General features: G+C 60.6%; 19 protein-coding genes, 2 tRNA genes and 1 pseudogene. 14 read left to right on the forward strand and 8 right to left on the reverse strand.

Translation table 11 applies throughout. The features are described from left to right. The first annotated feature begins 2 nt into the window (after positions 1-2). Complete coding sequence (locus B2J77_RS08685; RefSeq protein ID WP_027916097.1) at positions 3-755, forward strand: TerC family protein; 753 nt, start codon at positions 3-5, stop codon at positions 753-755. Positions 756-804: 49 nt separating this feature from the next. Here the strand turns inward: B2J77_RS08685 and B2J77_RS21470 are convergent, their stop codons facing one another. After that, positions 805-981, reverse strand: a complete 177-nt coding sequence (locus B2J77_RS21470; RefSeq protein ID WP_178091250.1) for a hypothetical protein — start codon at positions 979-981, stop codon at positions 805-807. A 204-nt stretch (positions 982-1,185) separates the two neighbouring features. Here B2J77_RS21470 and B2J77_RS08690 point away from each other — a divergent pair. Further along, a pseudogene (locus B2J77_RS08690) lies at positions 1,186-1,888 on the forward strand (peptidase C39 family protein). 135 nt (positions 1,889-2,023) lie between these two features. Here the strand turns inward: B2J77_RS08690 and B2J77_RS08695 are convergent. Further along, positions 2,024-3,307, reverse strand: a complete 1,284-nt coding sequence (locus tag B2J77_RS08695; protein ID WP_078478389.1) for an NAD(P)/FAD-dependent oxidoreductase — start codon at positions 3,305-3,307, stop codon at positions 2,024-2,026. Between the two features lie 199 nt (positions 3,308-3,506). Between B2J77_RS08695 and B2J77_RS08700 the strand changes: the two genes are divergently transcribed. From B2J77_RS08700 to B2J77_RS08710, 3 genes are all read left to right on the forward strand, one after another. After that, a tRNA-Val gene (locus tag B2J77_RS08700) sits at positions 3,507-3,583 on the forward strand. A gap of 158 nt (positions 3,584-3,741) precedes the next feature. Further along, positions 3,742-3,818, forward strand: a tRNA-Val gene (locus B2J77_RS08705). Positions 3,819-3,951: 133 nt separating this feature from the next. Further along, on the forward strand, positions 3,952-4,521 hold the full coding sequence (locus tag B2J77_RS08710; protein ID WP_078478390.1) for an SPOR domain-containing protein: 570 nt from the start codon (positions 3,952-3,954) through the stop codon (positions 4,519-4,521). An 18-nt stretch (positions 4,522-4,539) separates the two neighbouring features. Here B2J77_RS08710 and B2J77_RS08715 read toward each other — a convergent pair whose 3' ends face one another. Further along, entirely contained in the window at positions 4,540-5,229 is a 690-nt protein-coding gene (locus B2J77_RS08715) for an endonuclease (RefSeq protein ID WP_078478391.1), read from the reverse strand. A 6-nt stretch (positions 5,230-5,235) separates the two neighbouring features. Continuing rightward, a complete protein-coding gene (locus B2J77_RS08720; RefSeq protein ID WP_058603354.1) occupies positions 5,236-5,481 on the reverse strand; it encodes a DUF1654 domain-containing protein in 246 nt (81 codons plus the stop codon). A 266-nt stretch (positions 5,482-5,747) separates the two neighbouring features. On the opposite strand from B2J77_RS08720, the gene B2J77_RS08725 reads away from it, so the two are divergent. After that, positions 5,748-7,745, forward strand: coding sequence for a TonB-dependent receptor family protein (locus tag B2J77_RS08725; protein WP_228385184.1), 1,998 nt, complete (start codon positions 5,748-5,750; stop codon positions 7,743-7,745). 48 nt (positions 7,746-7,793) lie between these two features. Here B2J77_RS08725 and B2J77_RS08730 read toward each other — a convergent pair whose 3' ends face one another. After that, on the reverse strand, positions 7,794-8,882 hold the full coding sequence (locus tag B2J77_RS08730; protein WP_078478393.1) for an asparaginase: 1,089 nt from the start codon (positions 8,880-8,882) through the stop codon (positions 7,794-7,796). Between the two features lie 376 nt (positions 8,883-9,258). Here B2J77_RS08730 and B2J77_RS08735 point away from each other — a divergent pair, with 376 nt between their 5' ends. From B2J77_RS08735 to B2J77_RS08765, 7 genes are read left to right on the forward strand one after another with little or no spacing between them, the layout of a single operon-like run. Further along, entirely contained in the window at positions 9,259-10,218 is a 960-nt protein-coding gene (locus B2J77_RS08735) for a sugar ABC transporter substrate-binding protein (protein WP_078478394.1), read from the forward strand. 20 nt (positions 10,219-10,238) lie between these two features. After that, complete coding sequence (locus B2J77_RS08740; RefSeq protein ID WP_078478395.1) at positions 10,239-11,792, forward strand: sugar ABC transporter ATP-binding protein; 1,554 nt, start codon at positions 10,239-10,241, stop codon at positions 11,790-11,792. Further along, positions 11,789-12,784: an ABC transporter permease gene (locus B2J77_RS08745; RefSeq protein ID WP_078478396.1), complete on the forward strand. Its 996-nt coding sequence runs from the start codon at positions 11,789-11,791 to the stop codon at positions 12,782-12,784. Before B2J77_RS08740 ends, B2J77_RS08745 begins: the two co-directional genes overlap by 4 nt. A 3-nt stretch (positions 12,785-12,787) precedes the next feature. Then, the gene (locus B2J77_RS08750; RefSeq protein WP_078478397.1) at positions 12,788-13,810 is read left to right on the forward strand and encodes a LacI family DNA-binding transcriptional regulator; all 1,023 of its coding nucleotides are present in this window, start codon (positions 12,788-12,790) and stop codon (positions 13,808-13,810) included. A gap of 9 nt (positions 13,811-13,819) precedes the next feature. After that, positions 13,820-14,728 (forward strand): ribokinase, encoded by a 909-nt coding sequence (gene rbsK / locus B2J77_RS08755; protein WP_058637788.1) that lies wholly within the window; start codon positions 13,820-13,822, stop codon positions 14,726-14,728. Next, the gene (rbsD, locus tag B2J77_RS08760; RefSeq protein ID WP_058637787.1) at positions 14,725-15,123 is read left to right on the forward strand and encodes a D-ribose pyranase; all 399 of its coding nucleotides are present in this window, start codon (positions 14,725-14,727) and stop codon (positions 15,121-15,123) included. The genes rbsK and rbsD overlap by 4 nt, the downstream gene beginning before the upstream one ends. A gap of 49 nt (positions 15,124-15,172) precedes the next feature. Then, positions 15,173-16,174 carry a nucleoside hydrolase gene (locus B2J77_RS08765; protein WP_058637786.1) on the forward strand — a complete coding sequence of 334 codons (1,002 nt, stop codon included), beginning with the start codon at positions 15,173-15,175 and terminating at the stop codon, positions 16,172-16,174. Here the strand turns inward: B2J77_RS08765 and B2J77_RS08770 are convergent. Then, positions 16,146-16,358, reverse strand: a complete 213-nt coding sequence (locus B2J77_RS08770; RefSeq protein ID WP_058637785.1) for a hypothetical protein — start codon at positions 16,356-16,358, stop codon at positions 16,146-16,148. The two genes, B2J77_RS08765 and B2J77_RS08770, sit on opposite strands and share 29 nt — an antisense overlap. Before the next feature lie 259 nt (positions 16,359-16,617). Here B2J77_RS08770 and B2J77_RS08775 point away from each other — a divergent pair, with 259 nt between their 5' ends. Next, entirely contained in the window at positions 16,618-16,938 is a 321-nt protein-coding gene (locus B2J77_RS08775) for an I78 family peptidase inhibitor (protein WP_058637784.1), read from the forward strand. Between the two features lie 106 nt (positions 16,939-17,044). Here the strand turns inward: B2J77_RS08775 and B2J77_RS08780 are convergent, their stop codons facing one another. Both B2J77_RS08780 and B2J77_RS08785 read right to left on the reverse strand, forming a co-directional pair. After that, on the reverse strand, positions 17,045-17,257 hold the full coding sequence (locus B2J77_RS08780) for a cold-shock protein (protein WP_058637783.1): 213 nt from the start codon (positions 17,255-17,257) through the stop codon (positions 17,045-17,047). A gap of 162 nt (positions 17,258-17,419) precedes the next feature. Continuing rightward, positions 17,420-17,725, reverse strand: coding sequence for a hypothetical protein (locus B2J77_RS08785; protein ID WP_058637782.1), 306 nt, complete (start codon positions 17,723-17,725; stop codon positions 17,420-17,422). Between the last annotated feature and the right edge of the window lie 36 nt (positions 17,726-17,761).

A 17,761-nucleotide genomic window follows, 5' to 3' on the forward strand; every position in this document is an offset into this window, starting at 1 on the left:
CAATGGAATATTTGCTGGAACTTGCCGCTAGCCCCACAGCCTGGGTGGCGCTTGCCACGCTGGTGGCCATGGAAGTAGTACTGGGTATCGACAACCTTATCTTCATCTCCATCCTGACCAACAAGTTGCCCGTTGCGTATCGCTCCAAGGCACGTCGCATCGGTATCAGCATGGCACTGGTGATGCGTCTGGCACTGCTGAGCACCGTTGCCTGGATCGTGCAACTGACCGACCCTGTGTTCGAGGTGTTTGGCAACGCCTTCTCCTGGAAGGATGTGATCCTGATTGCCGGCGGCCTGTTCTTGCTGTGGAAGGCCACCAAGGAAATTCACGAGAACGTCGACCCACACGGTGCCAAGGAAGAGTCCAAGGCTTCTTCTACCGTCACCTTGGGCTTTGCCGCAGCGATTTTCCAGATTCTGTTGCTCGATATCGTGTTCTCGGTAGACAGCATTATCACTGCCGTAGGCATGACCGAACATTTGCCGATCATGATCATCGCCGTGATTACTGCCGTGATCGTGATGATGGTGGCGGCCGATCCGTTGGCCAACTTCATCAACGACAACCCTACCGTTGTCATGCTGGCGCTAGGTTTCCTGATCATGATCGGCATGACACTGATCGCCGAGGGGTTCGGCGCCCACGTGCCCAAGGGCTATGTGTATGCGGCCATGGCATTCTCGACCGCTATCGAGATTCTGAATATTCTGGCACGTCGGGCACGCCTCAAGCGTGAGGCCAAGCAAGGATGACAGCAGGCGGGGCGCATGGCGCCCCATTCGCTGCATGTTTCGGGTGGGGTCAGTGCGCCGCTGCTGCGCGTGGAGCACGCCGTGCAGGGGCGGGTTGAGGGCGTGGCTGTGTTTGCGCAACGGGTTGAGCGTGCCGCCGTGCGATGCGCAGTACGCCCCAGAGCATGGCCACCGCAACGCTGAGCCACATGCACACCAACATGATGATTGCCAAGGTCATATTCATTCGTGCCTCCATCTCTACGGCGAGCGCTTGATACGCCAGCGATTGCCTTCCAGACACTTGATTAGTGTAGCCCCTGCGTCGGTACGTTCCATCGAATAACGCCTGCGGCGCCGAGCTGATTCGCCAACATGCCCTGTCGGACTGTACCGCCGCTGTTGTGGGACCTATCATCGCGAACACAGCAGGGCGCTGCCTGCCCTGCGTTTGAGCAAGCGAGTACCCCATGCCCACTTTCACCTCGTCGTCGCCGACCAAGGCCGTTCGTCAGCTCATCCTGGCGTGTTGGTTGGGTGTCACCTTGGCAGGTTGTGCCGGGACACCCTCTACCGCCCTCCAGGGCCTGCCCCAGCGGGTGGAGCTCAGCAGCGTTCCGTTCTACCGCGGTAACGCCAACCACAGCGCAGCCATGGCATTGGCCGCGGTCCTGTCGCAGCAAGGTGCGCCCATCACGCCAGGGTTGCTCGATCAGCCGCTGAACCTGCCCATGGGCCTCGACAGCCTCGATACCAGCATTGCGCGCGTTGCGCGGAACTACGGGAGGGTGGTGTACCCCTTGGACAAGCGGCTCGATGCCTTGTTGACGCAGGTTGCCGCTGGAAACCCGGTGCTGGTTCGCTATCAGGACGGTTCGGCATGGTGGAGCGAACCCAGGTATGCGGTCTTGATAGGGTATGACCGGTACAAACAGCGCGTGCTGATGCGTGCAGGCATGCAACGCCGCCTGGTGATGGCATTCGACGATTTCGCCTCTGCCTGGGCGAAGGAGGGGCGCTGGGCAATTCTGGTGCAGCCGCCGGGGCAGTTGCCGGCGAACGTCGATCGTCAGCGCTGGCTGCAGGCCGCTGACGAACTGGCGCGTGCGGGTCAGGAATTAGCGGCCAGGCAGGCCCTGGACAGCATCAAGTGAGACCGCTCGCATCAAGCGTCACGCGGTCACTGTAAGAGCGGCCTTGACGGGGCGCCGGAGCGGCTACGGCCCAGCGATATCGACTGAACAGCATCACGCCAAGTGGCAGCCCTTTACGGGCTGCCATGCCTTAGCTCAGAAGCCCAGGCGGTCACGCAGACTGTAGTACCAAGCGCCCAAGGCACTGAAAGGCACGCGCAGCATCTGACCGCCCGGGAACGGGTAGTGCGGCAGCCCGGCAAAGGCATCGAACCGCTCCGCCTGGCCACGCATCGCCTCGGCCAGGACTTTGCCTGCCAGGTGGGTATAGGTGACCCCGTGGCCCGAACACCCCTGGGAGTAATAGATGTTGTCACCGATCCGGCCTACTTGTGGCAGGCGCGACAACGTCAGCAGGAAGTTGCCGGTCCAGGCGTAATCGATCTTGACGTTCTTCAGCTGCGGGAAGGCCTTGAGCATCTTCGGACGGATGATCGCCTCGATGTTGGCCGGGTCCCGTGCCCCATATACTACGCCGCCACCAAAGATCAGGCGCTTGTCACTGGTCAGGCGATAGTAGTCGAGCAGGTAGTTGCAGTCTTCGACGCAGTAGTCCTGCGGCAGCAAGGTACGCGCCAGTTCATCGCCCAAGGGTTCGGTCGTGATGACCTGCGTACCGCAGGGCATGGACTTGGCGGCAAGCTCTGGGACCAAGTTGCCCAGGTAGGCGTTGCCCGCCACGATGATGAACTTGGCGCGCACTTTGCCCTGTGGGGTATGCACGACCGGGTTGGCGCCACGCTCAATGCGCACGGCCGGGGTTTGCTCATAGATGGTGCCACCCAGCGATTCGACGGCAGCAGCTTCGCCGAGGGCCAGGTTGAGCGGATGGATATGACCGCCGCTCATGTCGAGCATGCCGCCGATATAGTTGTCGCAGGCCACCACTTCGCGGATGCGCTGTCGATCCATGAGCTCCAGCTGGTTGTGGCCGAAACGTTCCCATAGGCGCTTTTGCGATTCCAGGTGACCCATCTGTTTGCTGGTCAGTGCAGCAAAAACGCCACCATCCTTGAGGTCGCACTGGATGTTGTACTTGGCCACCCGCTCGCGGATGATGCGCCCGCCCTCGAAGGCCATTTCGCCCAGCAGCTGCGCCTGGTGGGCACCCACGGTGCGCTCGATGACATCGATGTCGCGGCTGTAGCTGTTGACGATCTGGCCACCGTTGCGGCCCGAGGCGCCGAAACCAACCTTGGCCGCTTCGACGACGCTGACCTTAAAGCCGTTTTCTAGAAGGAACAGGGCGCTGGACAAGCCGGTGTAGCCTGCGCCGATGATGCAGACATCGGTTTGCACCTCACCCTGCAGCGCCGGACGTGGCGGCACCGGGTTGGCCGAGGCGGCGTAGTAGGACTGGGGGTAGGGGGTGTTAGCCATGCTGCAGAACCTCGTGTTTTATATTTTTAACGAATGTAGCGATGCTATCAATAATAATAAACACCCGCTAGTCATCCGCTGAAAATCATGAACACCGCCTGCGTCTGACGCTTCTTTATAAAGAGTTTGCAATTCAGTGAGTTAGCGCAAAAAAAACTGTTGACACGCTTTTGTAATTACGTAGAATGCGCACCACGACAGGCACATAGCTCAGTTGGTTAGAGCACCACCTTGACATGGTGGGGGTCGTTGGTTCGAGTCCAATTGTGCCTACCAAATCAAAGAAGGGTGATCCGAAAGGGTCACCCTTCTTGCGTTTGGCGTGAGAAAGTTTGGCATGGCTCCCGTCCGAGCCGTGTTCGAAAGTTTCTGATTTATATCGAAAAAAAGCTTTACAGGTGCTTAGTAGATCTCTAATATGCGCACCACACGACAGGCACATAGCTCAGTTGGTTAGAGCACCACCTTGACATGGTGGGGGTCGTTGGTTCGAGTCCAATTGTGCCTACCAAATCCCAAAAAGGGCGATCAGAAATGGTCGCCCTTTTTGCATGTCTGCTTGAATCAGCGTGTAACCTTTGGCCGCAGTCCGGTTCATGGCCTCGCGTGGTAGAATCCGCCTCTTCCAACCTGGAGGTAGACGCGTGCGCAAACTGGCGGTGGTAATGGCAGTAATGGCCCTGGCGGGGTGTGACAACGAGGTGGAGGGCGTGCACAAGCGTGTGGCCGAACACCTGCAAAACCCCAAGACCGCCAAGTTCGGTAACGTGCGCATCGATACCCAGGGTACGATCTGCGGTCAGGTGCGCGGCAAGGACGATGCCGGCCAATACCAGGCCTACCGCAGTTACGTGGCCATCAAACGCGACGGTCAGTACGAAATCATTGTCGACGACAATGGCAATAACCTGCGTATCCGTGAGCTGTGCGGGGGCGCCGAATTGCAGCGCCGCGCGCAGGCGCTCGAAGGTGAGCCCGCGCCAGAGGGATGGGACGTCGAAGTCATCCAGGGCGCCAACATGGGTGCACTCAGCGACATGACCGCGCGTCTGATCGAGAAGGGCATACCGTCTTCGGTGGAGTACCGGGACGGCAAGCCTGTGGTCCTGCTGGGGCCATTTCCAACCCGGGAGCAGGCTCAGGCCCGTCGCGATGAAGTCATGGCCAAGCTTGGTACCGATTCAGTGGTCATCCAGCACGGCGCAGCCCGCTAAGCGCTCGTAGCCGGTCGATCAGCTACACGCCTTGAGGTCGACCGGCCCTACGAACTCATTGCCGCGCCCCATCAGGCACCCAACCCGCTGGTTGCGTTGATATTCCCAGGGCTGCGGCGGATACGTCTTGTTCCACGCCTCGAATAGCTGGCGGTCCTGCCTGGATAGGCGCAAGTTGTATTGCTTGCTCATATAGAAGTAGGTGCGTGCAATCATGCCGCGGATCGAAGGCCGCGGCATGACCTTCCTGGCCTTGAAGTCCACTTGGGTAAGGCACTTGCCGTATTGCCCGCGTTGCTCTGGCAGCCAGCCGAAGCTGTAGTTGCTGCGGTCGCCGTTGACCTCTCCCACGCTTGGCACCAGGTTGTGCAGATCGGCTTCTGCGCGTTTGTATACCTCGTCGTGCTGCGAGCAGGCCTTGCGACCGCCGCTTTGCCAGCATTGGCGCAGATGGCCGATTTGCCAGGCCGGCACGATGTGTTCCCACTCGATGCGTGAAGCGCGTTGGGCATTCTTGCGTGGTGCATACCCACATGAAGCCATATCGACTTTGTTGCCGTTGTATTTGCAACCGCAATAGAACTCGGTGGATTGTGGTGCGTAGAGTTGCCTGGCGACCTTCTTGGCCTCCTGGAACGTGCGGGGCGCATCGGCATGGGCAGGCGGAGCCATCAGCAGGCAGGCAGCTGCAATAAGCGAAACTCTCATGCGCGGTCAGTCTTCCTTGGGCACAGTCCAGAAAATCTGTACGCCGCCATCGTCACGGTGGGCGAGGGTGACATTGTCATTTTCGGCAATCTCGGCCAGCAACGTGTCCCAGTCCTCCGGTGTTTCCTGTTCCAGGCGAAAGATCAAAGCCGCCCGGCTGCGCTGGGCAATGGGGTTGTTGATGATTTTCTGGATGCGCATGCCCAATTGTTGGTAGCTGGCAGGTGAGGGCGAGGAGGTAGACACAGGCATTTCCTTGTTTTGCTGTATGCACGTACAGTATTTCACTGTAAGGGATTTCGCAACAGCTTGAAGGGAAAGTTCTGCGGCTCGTCCTCGTCATGTTCGCGATCCAGGCCAAGGTCTGCTGTAATAGCGGCACTTTCCGGAAATTGCTCATGTATCGATTGGTCTTACGCCTTACCTCTTCCACACACCTCGCTTTGCTGTTTGTCGGTGCTGTTACTGCTCACACTGAGGCCTGGGCCGACCCGTCGACCGCGATCGTTATCGATCCGATGGTCGTCACCGGCGCCTACGCCCCTACCAGCAGCTTTGACCTGCCGTTTTCGGTGGACACGGTCGACCTGTCCAATGGCACGGATGGCCAACTTGGCGTCAACTTGTCAGAGGTCCTGACCAAAGTCCCTGGCCTCGTAGTACAGAATCGCCAGAACTATGCCCAGGACCTACAGATATCGTCACGTGGCTTTGGTGCTCGCTCTGCATTTGGCGTGCGCGGTATCAAGCTGCTCAGCGATGGTATCCCCGCCAGCACCCCAGACGGACAGGGTCAGGCAGCCACGCTGAACCTGGATGTGGCCGACCGCATCGAGGTACTGCGTGGCCCGGCCGCTACGCTGTATGGCAGCAACGCTGGCGGTGTCATCCAGATGTTCAGCCGTGATGGGGAAGGGCCGGCTCGCCTTGGTGCCGAAACAACATTTGGCAGCGATGGCTTCAGCAAGCACCACCTGTCGGCGCAAGGGGGCAACGAGATCGGTGGTTTCGTGCTGGATGCTTCGCGTATGGACACCGATGGTTACCGTGACCATAGCGCGGCCAAGCGCGACCAGACGTTCGCCAAGGTGCACATCAAGCCGGACGCCGATTCACGCCTGGCGCTGATTTACAGCAGCCTGGAACAGAACAACACGCAAGACCCGCTGGGTCAGCTTTGGTCCAGCTACAAGCACGACCCACGTTCGGTCGCTGATGGCGCAAGGGCCTACAACACGCGCAAGAGTATCGACCACCAACAGGTGGGCATGAACTACGAACGCTACGTAGGCGACGCTACCCTTCAGTTCAATCTCTACGCAGGGCGCCGGAGCGTGGTGCAGTACCTGTCGATTCCTCGGCAGGTCGCTTCCAACAGCCAGCGCGGTGGCGGTGTGGTCGATTTTGACCGCGAGTTTCACGGCGGTACGCTGCGCTGGATTCAGCCGGTACTGGCCGTGCCTGGGCATTTCACGTTCACCGTGGGTGCCGACTACGACCAGAGTACGGATGACCGCAGGGGCTACCAGAACTTCCGTGGCGACCAACTTGGGGTCAAGGGCGAGCTCAAGCGCGACGAGAAAGACATCGCTACCAGCCTCGACCCGTATGTGCAGGCGCGCTGGGAAATTGGCAACTGGACCAGCGAGCTGGGTGTGCGCTACAGCACTATGAAGATGAAGGTCGATGACCACTATCTGGAAAACGGTGACGCCAGCGGTGCCAAGCGGTATCAGCAGGCCAACCCGACGCTGTCTGTGATGTATGCCTTCACGCCTGATCTGCGTGGCTACGCCAGCCTAGGAAAGGGCTTCGAAACGCCTACACAGGCCGAAATGGCCTATGCGCCAGGCTTGCAGGAAAGCTTCAACTTCGGGCTGGAACCTGCCACCAGCAAGCAATATGAGCTAGGGGTGAAATATCGCCTGGGCGCCGCCACGCGGCTGAACGCAGCCCTGTTCGAGATCCGTACGGATAACGAAATCGTGGTCGATAATGCCACCAACGGTCGCACCAGTTACCACAATGCCGGGCAGACCGTGCGCCGTGGTTTCGAAGCCAGCTTACAGAGCGACCTTGCCGAGCGCTGGCAGACCACTTGGGTGTACACCCATACCGACGCTCGCTATGCCGACGACTTCAAGCAAGGCGGACAAGTCATCGACAGTGGCAACCGCTTGCCAGGTGTGCCGCGAGACAACCTGTATGCAGAAGTGGTGTGGAAACCCACCACGTCGGTCAGCATGGGGTTCGAGGGGCAGTACCGCAGCAAGGTGTTCGTTGAGGACAGCAACCAGCAGAAAGCTGCGCCCGCCTATGCTGTGTTCAACTGGCGCACGCGCTTCGAGCAACAGGTCGGCCCTTGGACGTTCCATCAGCTGGTGCGCCTGGACAACCTGTTCGACCGTCAGTACGTGGGTTCGGTGATTGTCGGTGACAGCAACAAACGCTATTACGAGGCAGCCCCGGGGCGTTCATGGTACGCCGGTGCTGGCTTGGAATATCAGTTCAGATAGGGTGCCTGGTAACGCTGAAGCCGATGATCGGCTCCAGCGTTGATGGGATCAGTATTCCCAGAAAATCCGCTGCAGCTCCTTGCTGTCCTGGGTCTTGGTCATGGCGACCATGGCCAGGATGCGCGCTTTCTGCGGGTTCAGGTCATGGGCCACTACCCAATCGTTCTTGTCGTCAGGCTGTTCGGCGTTGCGCAGCACGAAACCGCCCTGGTTGACGTGGGAAGAGCGAATGATCTGCACGCCGTTCTTGCGCAGCTCCTGCAGTGCAGGCACCACGCGCGAAGACACCGAACCGTTGCCGGTACCTGCGTGAATCAGCGCCTTGGCGCCGTTCTGTGCCAACGCCTTGTAGGCGGTATCAGTCACGTTCCCGTAGCCATAGGCAATGTCCACCTGAGGCAGGCTGCTGATCTGCTTGATGTCGAATTCCGAATTCAGGGTGTGGCGCTTGGCTGGCAGGCGGAACCAGTAGGACTTGCCTTCCACGACCATGCCCATCGGGCCCCAAGCGCTCTTGAAGGCCTCGGTCTTGATGTTCACGGACTTGCTGACGTCACGGCCCGACTGGATTTCGTCATTGAGCGTCACCAGCACGCCCTTGCCACGCGACTGCTTGTCGCTGGCGACGGCGACGGCGTTGTACAGGTTGAGCATGCCGTCTGCCGACATGGCGGTGCCGGGGCGCATGGAGCCGACGACCACGATAGGCTTGTCGGTTTTCTCGACCAAGTTCAGGAAGTAGGCGGTTTCTTCCAAGGTATCGGTACCGTGGGTGATGACGATGCCATCCACGTCCTTGCTGTCGGCCAGCTCAGCCACCCGCTTGCCCAGCTTGAGCAGATCGTCGTTAGAGATGCTCTCGGAGGCGATCTGCATGACCTGTTCGCCACGCACGTTGGCCAGGTCTGCCAGTTCAGGCACGCCGGCGATCAGTTTGTCGACGCCCAACTTGGCGGCCTGGTAAGTAGCGCTATTGGCGGCGCTGGCACCGGCCCCGGCAATCGTGCCGCCGGTCGCCAGGATGACCACGTTGGCGAGCTTTTGCTGGGACTTGGCTTGATCGGCCGAAACCGTAGCGGGCAGGATCAGCAGCAGGGCGAGTACGCTGGGGGCAAAGGATTTCAGTGCGGCATTCATCGTTTTTGTGCTCTCTTCCTAATGAGATGGTTTTTAGTGCGTCGCGCAGTCGCTAAGGCATGTTCCGTACCAGATCGCCAATAGCCTCTGTAACAGCTCGTGACAGAGCGTTCAGGCAGGTTCAATCCTACCGCGTGCGTTGAGGAGGGTGACGTCTTGTTGGAGGCGTCGAATGACGTGCGCAATTTGGGCCGGAAGTATTTCATTCGAAAACCCGAATATTGGTAGGAAAACGTATTCGGTTATCCGGAAATTTACGGATAATCTCGCTCGGAATTCAGCTGTAGGTATTTGACAAACGCTTGGCGCGTTCGCATAGTTACTTAGCGCAAACGTTTGCTTTCCGATAAAAAAACAAGATTCGGAGTCATCGCCCATGAAACTGCCGTTCCGAGGCCGCTTGCTGGCCGTCGCTGTTCTTTCGTCCTTGTCCATCGCCATGCCATTTTCGGCGGCTCATGCCGAAGACAAGCCCAAGGTGGCGTTGGTCATGAAATCATTGGCCAATGAGTTTTTCCGCACCATGGAAGACGGTGCCAAGGCCTACCAGCAAACCCACGCAGGCGAATTCGACCTGGTTGCCAACGGCATCAAGAACGAGACCGACACAGGCGAGCAGATCCGCATCGTCGAGCAGATGGTCAACGCCGGTGCCAAGGCGCTGGTGATCGCGCCGGCAGACTCCAAAGCCTTGGTCTCAGCTGTGAAAAAAGCGATGGACAAGGGTGTGGTGGTAATCAACATCGACAACCGACTTGACCCCGAGCTGCTCAAGAGTAAAGGCATCAGCGTACCCTTTGTAGGCCCTGACAACCGCAAGGGCGCTCGCCTGGTGGGCGAATACTTGGCCACGGAAAAACTCAAGGCGGGCGATCAGGTGGGCATCATCGAAGGCGTGCCGACCACGACCAATGCCCAACAGCGTACCGCAGGCTTCAAGGATGCGATGGACGCTGCACAGATCAAGATCGTCTCCACGCAGAGCGGCAATTGGGAAATCGACAAAGGCAATGCCGTCGCCGCGTCCATGCTTAACGAATACCCTGACCTCAAGGCATTGCTGGCAGGCAACGACAGCATGGCCCTGGGCGCGGTCTCGGCCGTGCGCGCGGCTGGCAAGGCTGGCCAGGTGCAGGTGGTCGGTTACGATAACATCAATGCCATCAAGCCCATGATTGCCGACGGCCGCGTACTGGCCACGCTTGATCAGGCAGCCAGTCAGCAAGCCGTTTTCGGTATCCAGGCCGCGCTGAAAATGGTCAAGGGCGAGAAGCCGGATGTGGATGCCGATAACGTCATCCAGACCCCGGTCGAACTGATTACGAAGCAACCTTGATGCTGCCAGGAGACACGGCGATGTCCGCATCGGCCCATGACGTGGTCCTGGCTGCCAGCGGCCTCGGCAAGACGTACGCCCAGCCGGTGCTGGGCGAGGTGAGCCTGGAGCTGCGTGCCGGCGAGGTGCTGGCCTTGACTGGCGAAAACGGCGCTGGCAAGAGCACCTTGTCCAAGTTGATCAGCGGCCTGGAAACCCCCACTGCCGGGCACATGCTCTACCGCGGGCAGGCCTATGCGCCGGCCAGTCGCCGCGAGGCCGAGCGCCTCGGCGTGCGCATGGTGATGCAGGAACTGAACCTGTTGCCCACCCTGACCGTGGCAGAAAACCTGTTTCTGGACAACCTGCCCAGCCGCCTCGGCTGGATCAGCCAGAAGCGCCTGCGCCAGATGGCCGTCGATGCCATGGCCCAGGTGGGGCTGGAGGCCATTGACCCCGATATCCCGGTCGGAGAGTTGGGCATCGGTCACCAGCAAACGGTCGAGATTGCCCGCAACCTGATCGGAGATTGTCACGTGCTGATCTTCGATGAGCCCACCGCCATGCTGACCGCGCGCGAGGTGGAATTGCTGTTCACCCAGATCGAGCGCTTGCGCGCCCGGGGGGTGGCTATCGTCTATATCTCCCATCGGCTCGAAGAACTGCAGCGCGTCGCTCAACGTATCGTCGTGCTGCGCGATGGCAGGCTGGTATGCGACGAACCGATCCAGCGCTACAGCAGCGCCGAGTTGGTCAACCTGATGGTTGGGCGTGAACTGGGCGAACACATCGACCTGGGCCGCCGCTCATTAGGTGGTCCACTGCTCAGGGTGGACAAGCTCAGCCGGGGCGAGAAGGTGCGGGAGGTATCCTTTGAAGTCCGTGCTGGGGAGATCTTCGGTATCTCCGGGCTGATCGGCGCGGGCCGTACCGAGCTTCTGCGGTTGATCTACGGCGCCGACCGCGCCGACAGCGGTAGCATTGCCCTAGGCCAGCCGCCGCTGCCCGTCACCATCGATTCGCCAAAGTCCGCCGTCAACGCGGGTATTGCCCTGATCACCGAAGATCGCAAAGGCGAAGGCCTGCTGTTGAGCCAGTCGATCAGCGCCAACATCGCCTTGGGCAACCTGGGTGCGGTGTCGCGGGCTGGCGTCCTGGACCGCCAAGCCGAACGCGACTTGGCCGAGCGGCAAATACAGGCCATGCGCATTCGCAGTGCCGGCGCTGATCAAGTGGTCGGCGAGCTGTCTGGTGGTAATCAGCAGAAGGTGGTGATCGGCCGCTGGCTCGAGCGCGATTGCCGGGTCTTGCTGTTCGACGAGCCTACGCGCGGCATCGATGTCGGTGCCAAGTTCGACATCTACGGTTTGCTCGCCGAACTCGCTCGGCAGGGCAAGGCCCTGGTCGTGGTCTCCAGCGATCTGCGCGAGTTGATGCTGATCTGCGACCGCATTGCGGTCTTGTCTGCCGGTCGGTTGATCGACACCTTCGAACGTGACCACTGGACCCAGGACCAGTTGCTGGCGGCAGCCTTCGCCGGCTATCAGAAACGTGACGCACTGCTGCACCCTGCAGCCCCCAGGATGGACGCATGAAAACCACACCGCTCGAAAACCAAAGCGCTGCCCCGGCACGCCGCAGCGGCACCTACTTGGGCCTTGGTACTTACCTGGGGCTGGCCGGCGCCTTGCTGGCGATGATCGTGCTGTTCTCGATGCTGAGCAGCCATTTCTGGTCATACGGTACGTTCAGTACCCTGGCCAACCAGATACCTGACTTGATGGTATTGGCCGTGGGCATGACGTTCGTGCTGATCATCGGCGGCATCGACCTGTCGGTCGGTTCGGTGCTGGCCCTGGCCGCATCGACAGTCAGCGTTGCGATTCTTGGCTGGGGCTGGAGCATCGTGCCGGCTGCACTGCTGGGCATGGCGGTGGCCGCATTGGCTGGCAGCGTTACCGGCGTCGTCACCGTGGCCTGGCGCATCCCTTCGTTCATCGTCTCGTTGGGCGTGCTGGAAATGGCCCGCGGCCTGGCCTACCAGTTCACCGATTCGCGCACGGCCTACATCGGCGATGCCTATGCCTGGTTCTCCAACCCGATAGCCTTCGGTATATCACCCGCGTTCATCATCGCCTTGCTGGTGATCGTAATCGCTCACCTGGTGCTCACCCGTACCGTATTCGGGCGCTACCTGATCGGGATCGGCACCAATGAAGAAGCCGTGCGCCTGGCTGGTATCGACCCGCGCCCCTACAAGGTACTGGTCTTCGTCCTGATGGGGCTGCTGGCTGGCCTGGCTGCGTTGTTTCAGGTGTCGCGCCTGGAGGCGGCCGACCCCAATGCGGGCTCCGGCCTGGAGTTGCAGGTGATTGCCGCCGTCGTGATCGGCGGTACCAGCCTGATGGGTGGGCGTGGCTCGGTCATCAGCACCTTTTTTGGCGTGCTCATCATTTCCGTGCTGGCAGCGGGCCTTGCGCAGATCGGTGCCAGCGAGCCAACCAAACGCATCATTACCGGCGCTGTGATCGTCATTGCCGTGGTGCTCGACACTTATCGCAGCCGGCGCGCAGCCCGGCGGAACTGAACCATGGCAACCATCAAAGACGTCGCGGCCCTGGCGGGGATTTCTTACACCACCGTGTCCCACGTGTTGAACAAAACGCGGCCGGTGAGCGAGCCTGTTCGGCTCAAAGTCGAGGCCGCCATACGGGAGCTTGACTACGTGCCCAGCGCCGTCGCGCGGTCGCTCAAGGCACGCAGCACGGCCACCATCGGCTTGCTTGTGCCCAATAGCGTCAACCCCTATTTCGCCGAGCTGGCCCGCGGCATTGAAGACGCGTGCGAGCGCAATGGCTATTGCGTGATCCTGTGCAATTCCGACGACGACCCTCAAAAGCAGCGTAATTACCTGCGGGTGCTGTTGGAAAAGCGCATCGATGGGCTGGTGGTCGGGTCGGTAGGGCAGGATGACGACTTGTTGCAAAGCCTGGCAGAGGTGCGCACACCCATGGTCATCGTGGACCGAGAGCTCGAAGGCGTCGATGCCGATCTGGTGCGGATCGATCATGAGCTGGGCGCCTACCTGGCTACGCGCCATCTGTTGGAGCTTGGCCATCGGGATATCGCCTACATCGGTGGGCCAGCAGAAACCGGGGTGACGCAGATGCGCCTGGGCGGTTTTCGTCGAGCCTTGGCCGAGGCGGGCGTCACCGTGGCCCCTGAGCGTGTGCGCCATTGTGACTTCACCAGCCCAGGCGGTCACGCTGCAGCTGCCGAGCTGCTGGCAGGGCCGCGGCCGACGGCCATTTTTGCGGGCAACGACATGATCGGGTTCGGCGTATTGCGCGCAGCGGCCGAGCGCCACATCGACGTGCCGGGTGCGCTGTCGGTGATCGGCTTCGACGACATCGAGCTGAGCCGCTACGTCTACCCACCCTTGACCACTGTGGGGCAGTCCATCCGCGAGCTTGGCGAGAGCGCTGCGGCGCTGCTGCTGGCGCGTATCGCTCAGCCTCGCAATAGCTCGGCGCAGCAGCGCATCGTCACCCCGCGCATCGTATTGCGCGAGTCCACCGGGCCGCGCCCGGATCTGTTCAACGATTACCGCTAAGGAAACCGCATGAGTGCCAAGGTCGTGGTAGTCGGCAGCCTCAACATGGACCTGGTAGCGCGCGCTCAGCGCCTGCCACGGCCTGGCGAGACATTGGCCGGCGATACCTTCTTCACCGCTGCCGGAGGCAAGGGTGCCAACCAGGCCGTGGCGGTCGCGCGGCTGGGCGCCAGCGCGGCAATGATCGGCTGCGTCGGCGACGACGCCTACGGTTTGCAATTGCGCAATGCCCTGGAAGTGGAAGGCATTGACTGTCAGGGCGTGGTCACCTGCGCCGGCGTGTCCACGGGGGTGGCGATGATCACCGTCGACGCGGCCAGCCAGAACTGCATCGTCATTGTGCCTGGGGGCAATGGGTTGCTGGTACCCGACGCCGTAGCGCGCTTCGACGGCTTGCTGCAGGCGGCGCAGGTGATCATCTGCCAACTTGAAGTGCCATTGCCTACCGTGGCCTGGACCTTGGCCAGAGGCCGTCAGCTCGGCAAACGGGTGATACTCAACCCAGCGCCAGCAACAGGGCCGCTGCCCGCCGAATGGTTCAACCATGTCGACTACCTCACGCCCAACGAAAGCGAGGCCGAGGCGTTGACCGGTGTTGCCGTGCATGATCAGGCCAGCGCTTTACTGGCAGGCACGCGCCTGCTCGCGCTGGGAGCTGGCAAAGTGATCATTACCCTCGGCGCCCAAGGTGCCTTGCTGATCACGCCCGATGGCCACCAGCATTATCCGGCACCCGTGGTAAAAGCCTTGGACACCACCGCTGCAGGGGACACCTTCATCGGAGGCTTTGCGGCGGGGTTGGTGCAGGGCCTGGAGGAGGGCGAGGCAATCCGCTTCGGGCAACGGGCGGCTGCCCTGTCGGTGACCCGGGCCGGCGCGCAACCTTCCATCCCCAGGCTCGCGGAGCTGCTGCCATGAAGAAGACGCCGCTGCTGAACATTGCACTGTCTCGGGCCATTGCCAGCATGGGCCATGGCGACATCCTGATCATCGGCGATGCCGGGTTGCCCGTACCGCACAGCGTGGAGCTGATCGACTTGGCTGTCACCCCAGGGCTGCCTGATTTTGCCAGTGTGCTGCGGTGCGTCCTGAGCGAGCTGCAGGTCGAGCGGCACGTGCTGGCTGAAGAGATACAAACCGTGGAGCCGCCGGCGTTTGCAGAAATCGAGCGCCTGAGCGACACGCTGGGCGAGCGTGAATACATGCCCCACGAAGCGTTCAAGATGCTGTCGCGCAAGGCCCGGGCCATGGTGCGCACGGGCGAGTGCCAGCCTTACAGCAACATCGCCCTGGTGTCCGGTGTAACCTTCTGACACCGACGGTCCTTACTCGATATCCACTGGCAACAGGAGTGCCCTCGTCATGCTAAAACCCCTGCTTCAAGGACTCGCACTCATGGCTGCAGCGTCTGCCATACAAGCGGCACCTATCGACCTGATCATCGACACCGATCCGGGGGCTGACGATCTGGTGGCCCTGTTCCTGGCCATGGCCTCGCCTGATGAGCTGAAAATTCGTGCCATCACGACAGTCGCCGGCAATGTGCGCCTGGAGAAGACCGCACGTAACGCTCGCCTAGCCCGTGAGTGGGCCGGTCGCGAGGATGTCCCGGTATACGCCGGTGCGGGTCGCCCCTTGGTGCGCGCCCCGATCTACGCGGCTGAAGTGCACGGCGAAGAAGGCGTCACTGGGGTTGAAGTGCATGAACCCAAGCAGCCTTTGGCGAGCGGCAACGCTGTTCAGTACCTGGTCGACACCCTAGGTGCGGCGCCGCCACACAGCGTGACCCTGGCCATGCTCGGTCCGCAGACCAACCTGGCCCTGGCCTTGATACAGCGCCCGGAGATCGCTCAGGGCATCAAGGAAGTGGTGGTGATGGGCGGGGCTCACTTTAACGGTGGCAACATCACGCCTGTGGCCGAGTTCAACCTGTATGCCGACCCGCACGCGGCCGCTGTGGTGCTGGCAAGTGGCGTGCCGTTGACCTACCTGCCCCTGGATGTGACCCATAAGCTGTTGACCAGCGAAGCACGGCTCAAGCAACTGGCTGGCGTCAATACGCAGGCCAGCAAGCGTGTGGTGGATATCCTCAATGCCTACATCACCCATGACATGGCGTTGTACGGGATGCCCGGCGGCCCGGTGCATGACGCCAGCGTCATTGCCTATCTGCTCAGACCCCAGCAGTTCAGCGGCCGGCGCATTCACATGTCAATCGATACCCGCGAGGGCCCTACCTTCGGCCAGACCGTGGCTGATTGGTACGGGGTGCTCAAGCAACCGGCCAATGTCATGTGGGTGGAGGAGGGGGATGCTCAGGGGCTGTTCGACCTGCTCAGCGAGCGGTTGGCGCGTTTAAAGTAGCAGGGCGTGGTGCATACCGTTCGACCACCTGGTCGATGAAGCCGCGCGCTGCTTCTGCGCCGCGGTCACGTACCAGGAGGTCGATGGCGATCAGCAGCAGCTCCTCCGGGGTGCTGGGGCTATAGGCGCTCTGGCCCTCGGCCCATTTGACCTTGATGTCGGCATCGATGCTGTGGGTGCTCATGAAAAGCTCTCGCTTGCGGCGCGGGATGAAAGAACGAATGACCAAACCGGGTATTCGTAGCAGGCACTATGCCTTCACTTCTTAAAGTAAATCATGACTTTGCAGGCCAAACCAAGCGGCGTGTGGGCCGAATGGTAAAATTCGGTCACGATTGTCTTCCCCCATCAGCCGCCGGGATGGTGCAGACTTGGCGAGTTTTGCAACGAATTTAGGGTGGGGCTGTCGGATCAGGCAGTTCCCAAATGATCTAGGAGGCTTAATGTTACGTACCCGTGCTTATCTGGCGACCCTGGCGGTGGCTGCTGTCCTGGCAGGCTGCAGCACTGGTGGCGACTCCAGTGGCGGTCAAGTGCCTGAGGCACCTGCGGGCGATGATGGTCGCTGCCAGGCCAGCGGCGCTGATTTTGCAGTGGGCAAGATGGGTAGTGCAGAGCTGCTGGAGCAGGCCCGCAAGGCGAGCGGCTCGCAAATGGCGCGCATACTCAAACCCCACGATGTGGTCACCCTGGAATACCGCTCGGAGCGGCTGAACTTGAATGTCGATGAGCAAGGGCGTGTAACACGCGTTAACTGCGGCTAAGATTTGCCTCGCGTATGGAGGGCATCAGTGCCCTGTGCGCGTTGAGCTGTCAAAGCCAACTCAAAAAAACCCGCCACGGGGGCGGGTTTTTTTACGGCTGTCCGAATTACTCCGAACGAACCTGCGCAGCCTGCATGCCCTTCTGGCCGCGCTCGGCGACGAAGGAAACAGTTTGGCCTTCTTTCAGGCTCTTGAATCCGTCAGATTCGATGGCTTTGAAGTGAACGAACAGGTCGTCGCCGCCGCCTTGTGGAGTGATGAAGCCATAGCCTTTTTCATCATTGAACCATTTGACGGTGCCGGTTTGGCGATTGGACATGGGTGAATCTCCAGAACATTTAGTATTTTCGGTGGTGCAATGCGGCCAAAGCTACGGAGCACCGGTACATCATAGTCTAATTCTGCGGCTGTCGCGTCTTTTTACCTTCGTGGCAGGTTGATCCAGCGCAATTTATCGCCGGACACGCGCAGCTACATAACATCAGCTTTTAGGTGCGCAGGCCTGTTTAACGACGTTTTGCGCCTTTTGCATGAGTTTGGCGTCCACGCCATCCTTGCTGTCGAGGTCAGCAATTTCAGCGTCGGAGAAATTCTTCTTGATCGCTTGTGCACCACATTCGCAGTGCTTTTTCGCTGCGGCGGCATCAACGCCCTGGCCAGCGGCAACTTGCGTGCATTGGGCCATATAGGCACCTTCCTTGCCGGCAGGGAAGTTGCCGGCGTTCGCGGCCATTGGCATCAGCAGGGCGCCAGCGGCCGCCAGGGCCAGAAGAGACGGAACTCGCATAACCGATTACTCCTTGGGTCAGTTCTCATCAAGAGT

This window comes from Pseudomonas parafulva, assembly GCF_002021815.1.
In the GTDB taxonomy this organism is placed as follows: domain Bacteria; phylum Pseudomonadota; class Gammaproteobacteria; order Pseudomonadales; family Pseudomonadaceae; genus Aquipseudomonas; species Aquipseudomonas parafulva_B.

Coding starts and splice junctions, on each gene's coding strand:
- B2J77_RS08785 (WP_058637782.1), bottom strand. CDS start 17,725: ATGCGAGTTCCGTCTCTTCTGGCCCTGGCGGCCGCTGGCGCCCTGCTG.
- B2J77_RS08725 (WP_228385184.1), top strand. CDS start 5,748: ATGGTCGTCACCGGCGCCTACGCCCCTACCAGCAGCTTTGACCTGCCG.
- B2J77_RS08775 (WP_058637784.1), top strand. CDS start 16,618: ATGTTACGTACCCGTGCTTATCTGGCGACCCTGGCGGTGGCTGCTGTC.
- B2J77_RS08765 (WP_058637786.1), top strand. CDS start 15,173: ATGCTAAAACCCCTGCTTCAAGGACTCGCACTCATGGCTGCAGCGTCT.
- B2J77_RS08770 (WP_058637785.1), bottom strand. CDS start 16,358: ATGAGCACCCACAGCATCGATGCCGACATCAAGGTCAAATGGGCCGAG.
- B2J77_RS08715 (WP_078478391.1), bottom strand. CDS start 5,229: ATGAGAGTTTCGCTTATTGCAGCTGCCTGCCTGCTGATGGCTCCGCCT.
- B2J77_RS21470 (WP_178091250.1), bottom strand. CDS start 981: ATGAATATGACCTTGGCAATCATCATGTTGGTGTGCATGTGGCTCAGC.
- B2J77_RS08720 (WP_058603354.1), bottom strand. CDS start 5,481: ATGCCTGTGTCTACCTCCTCGCCCTCACCTGCCAGCTACCAACAATTG.
- B2J77_RS08685 (WP_027916097.1), top strand. CDS start 3: ATGGAATATTTGCTGGAACTTGCCGCTAGCCCCACAGCCTGGGTGGCG.
- B2J77_RS08735 (WP_078478394.1), top strand. CDS start 9,259: ATGAAACTGCCGTTCCGAGGCCGCTTGCTGGCCGTCGCTGTTCTTTCG.
- B2J77_RS08730 (WP_078478393.1), bottom strand. CDS start 8,882: ATGAATGCCGCACTGAAATCCTTTGCCCCCAGCGTACTCGCCCTGCTG.
- rbsD (WP_058637787.1), top strand. CDS start 14,725: ATGAAGAAGACGCCGCTGCTGAACATTGCACTGTCTCGGGCCATTGCC.
- B2J77_RS08740 (WP_078478395.1), top strand. CDS start 10,239: ATGTCCGCATCGGCCCATGACGTGGTCCTGGCTGCCAGCGGCCTCGGC.
- B2J77_RS08695 (WP_078478389.1), bottom strand. CDS start 3,307: ATGGCTAACACCCCCTACCCCCAGTCCTACTACGCCGCCTCGGCCAAC.
- B2J77_RS08745 (WP_078478396.1), top strand. CDS start 11,789: ATGAAAACCACACCGCTCGAAAACCAAAGCGCTGCCCCGGCACGCCGC.
- rbsK (WP_058637788.1), top strand. CDS start 13,820: ATGAGTGCCAAGGTCGTGGTAGTCGGCAGCCTCAACATGGACCTGGTA.
- B2J77_RS08750 (WP_078478397.1), top strand. CDS start 12,788: ATGGCAACCATCAAAGACGTCGCGGCCCTGGCGGGGATTTCTTACACC.
- B2J77_RS08780 (WP_058637783.1), bottom strand. CDS start 17,257: ATGTCCAATCGCCAAACCGGCACCGTCAAATGGTTCAATGATGAAAAA.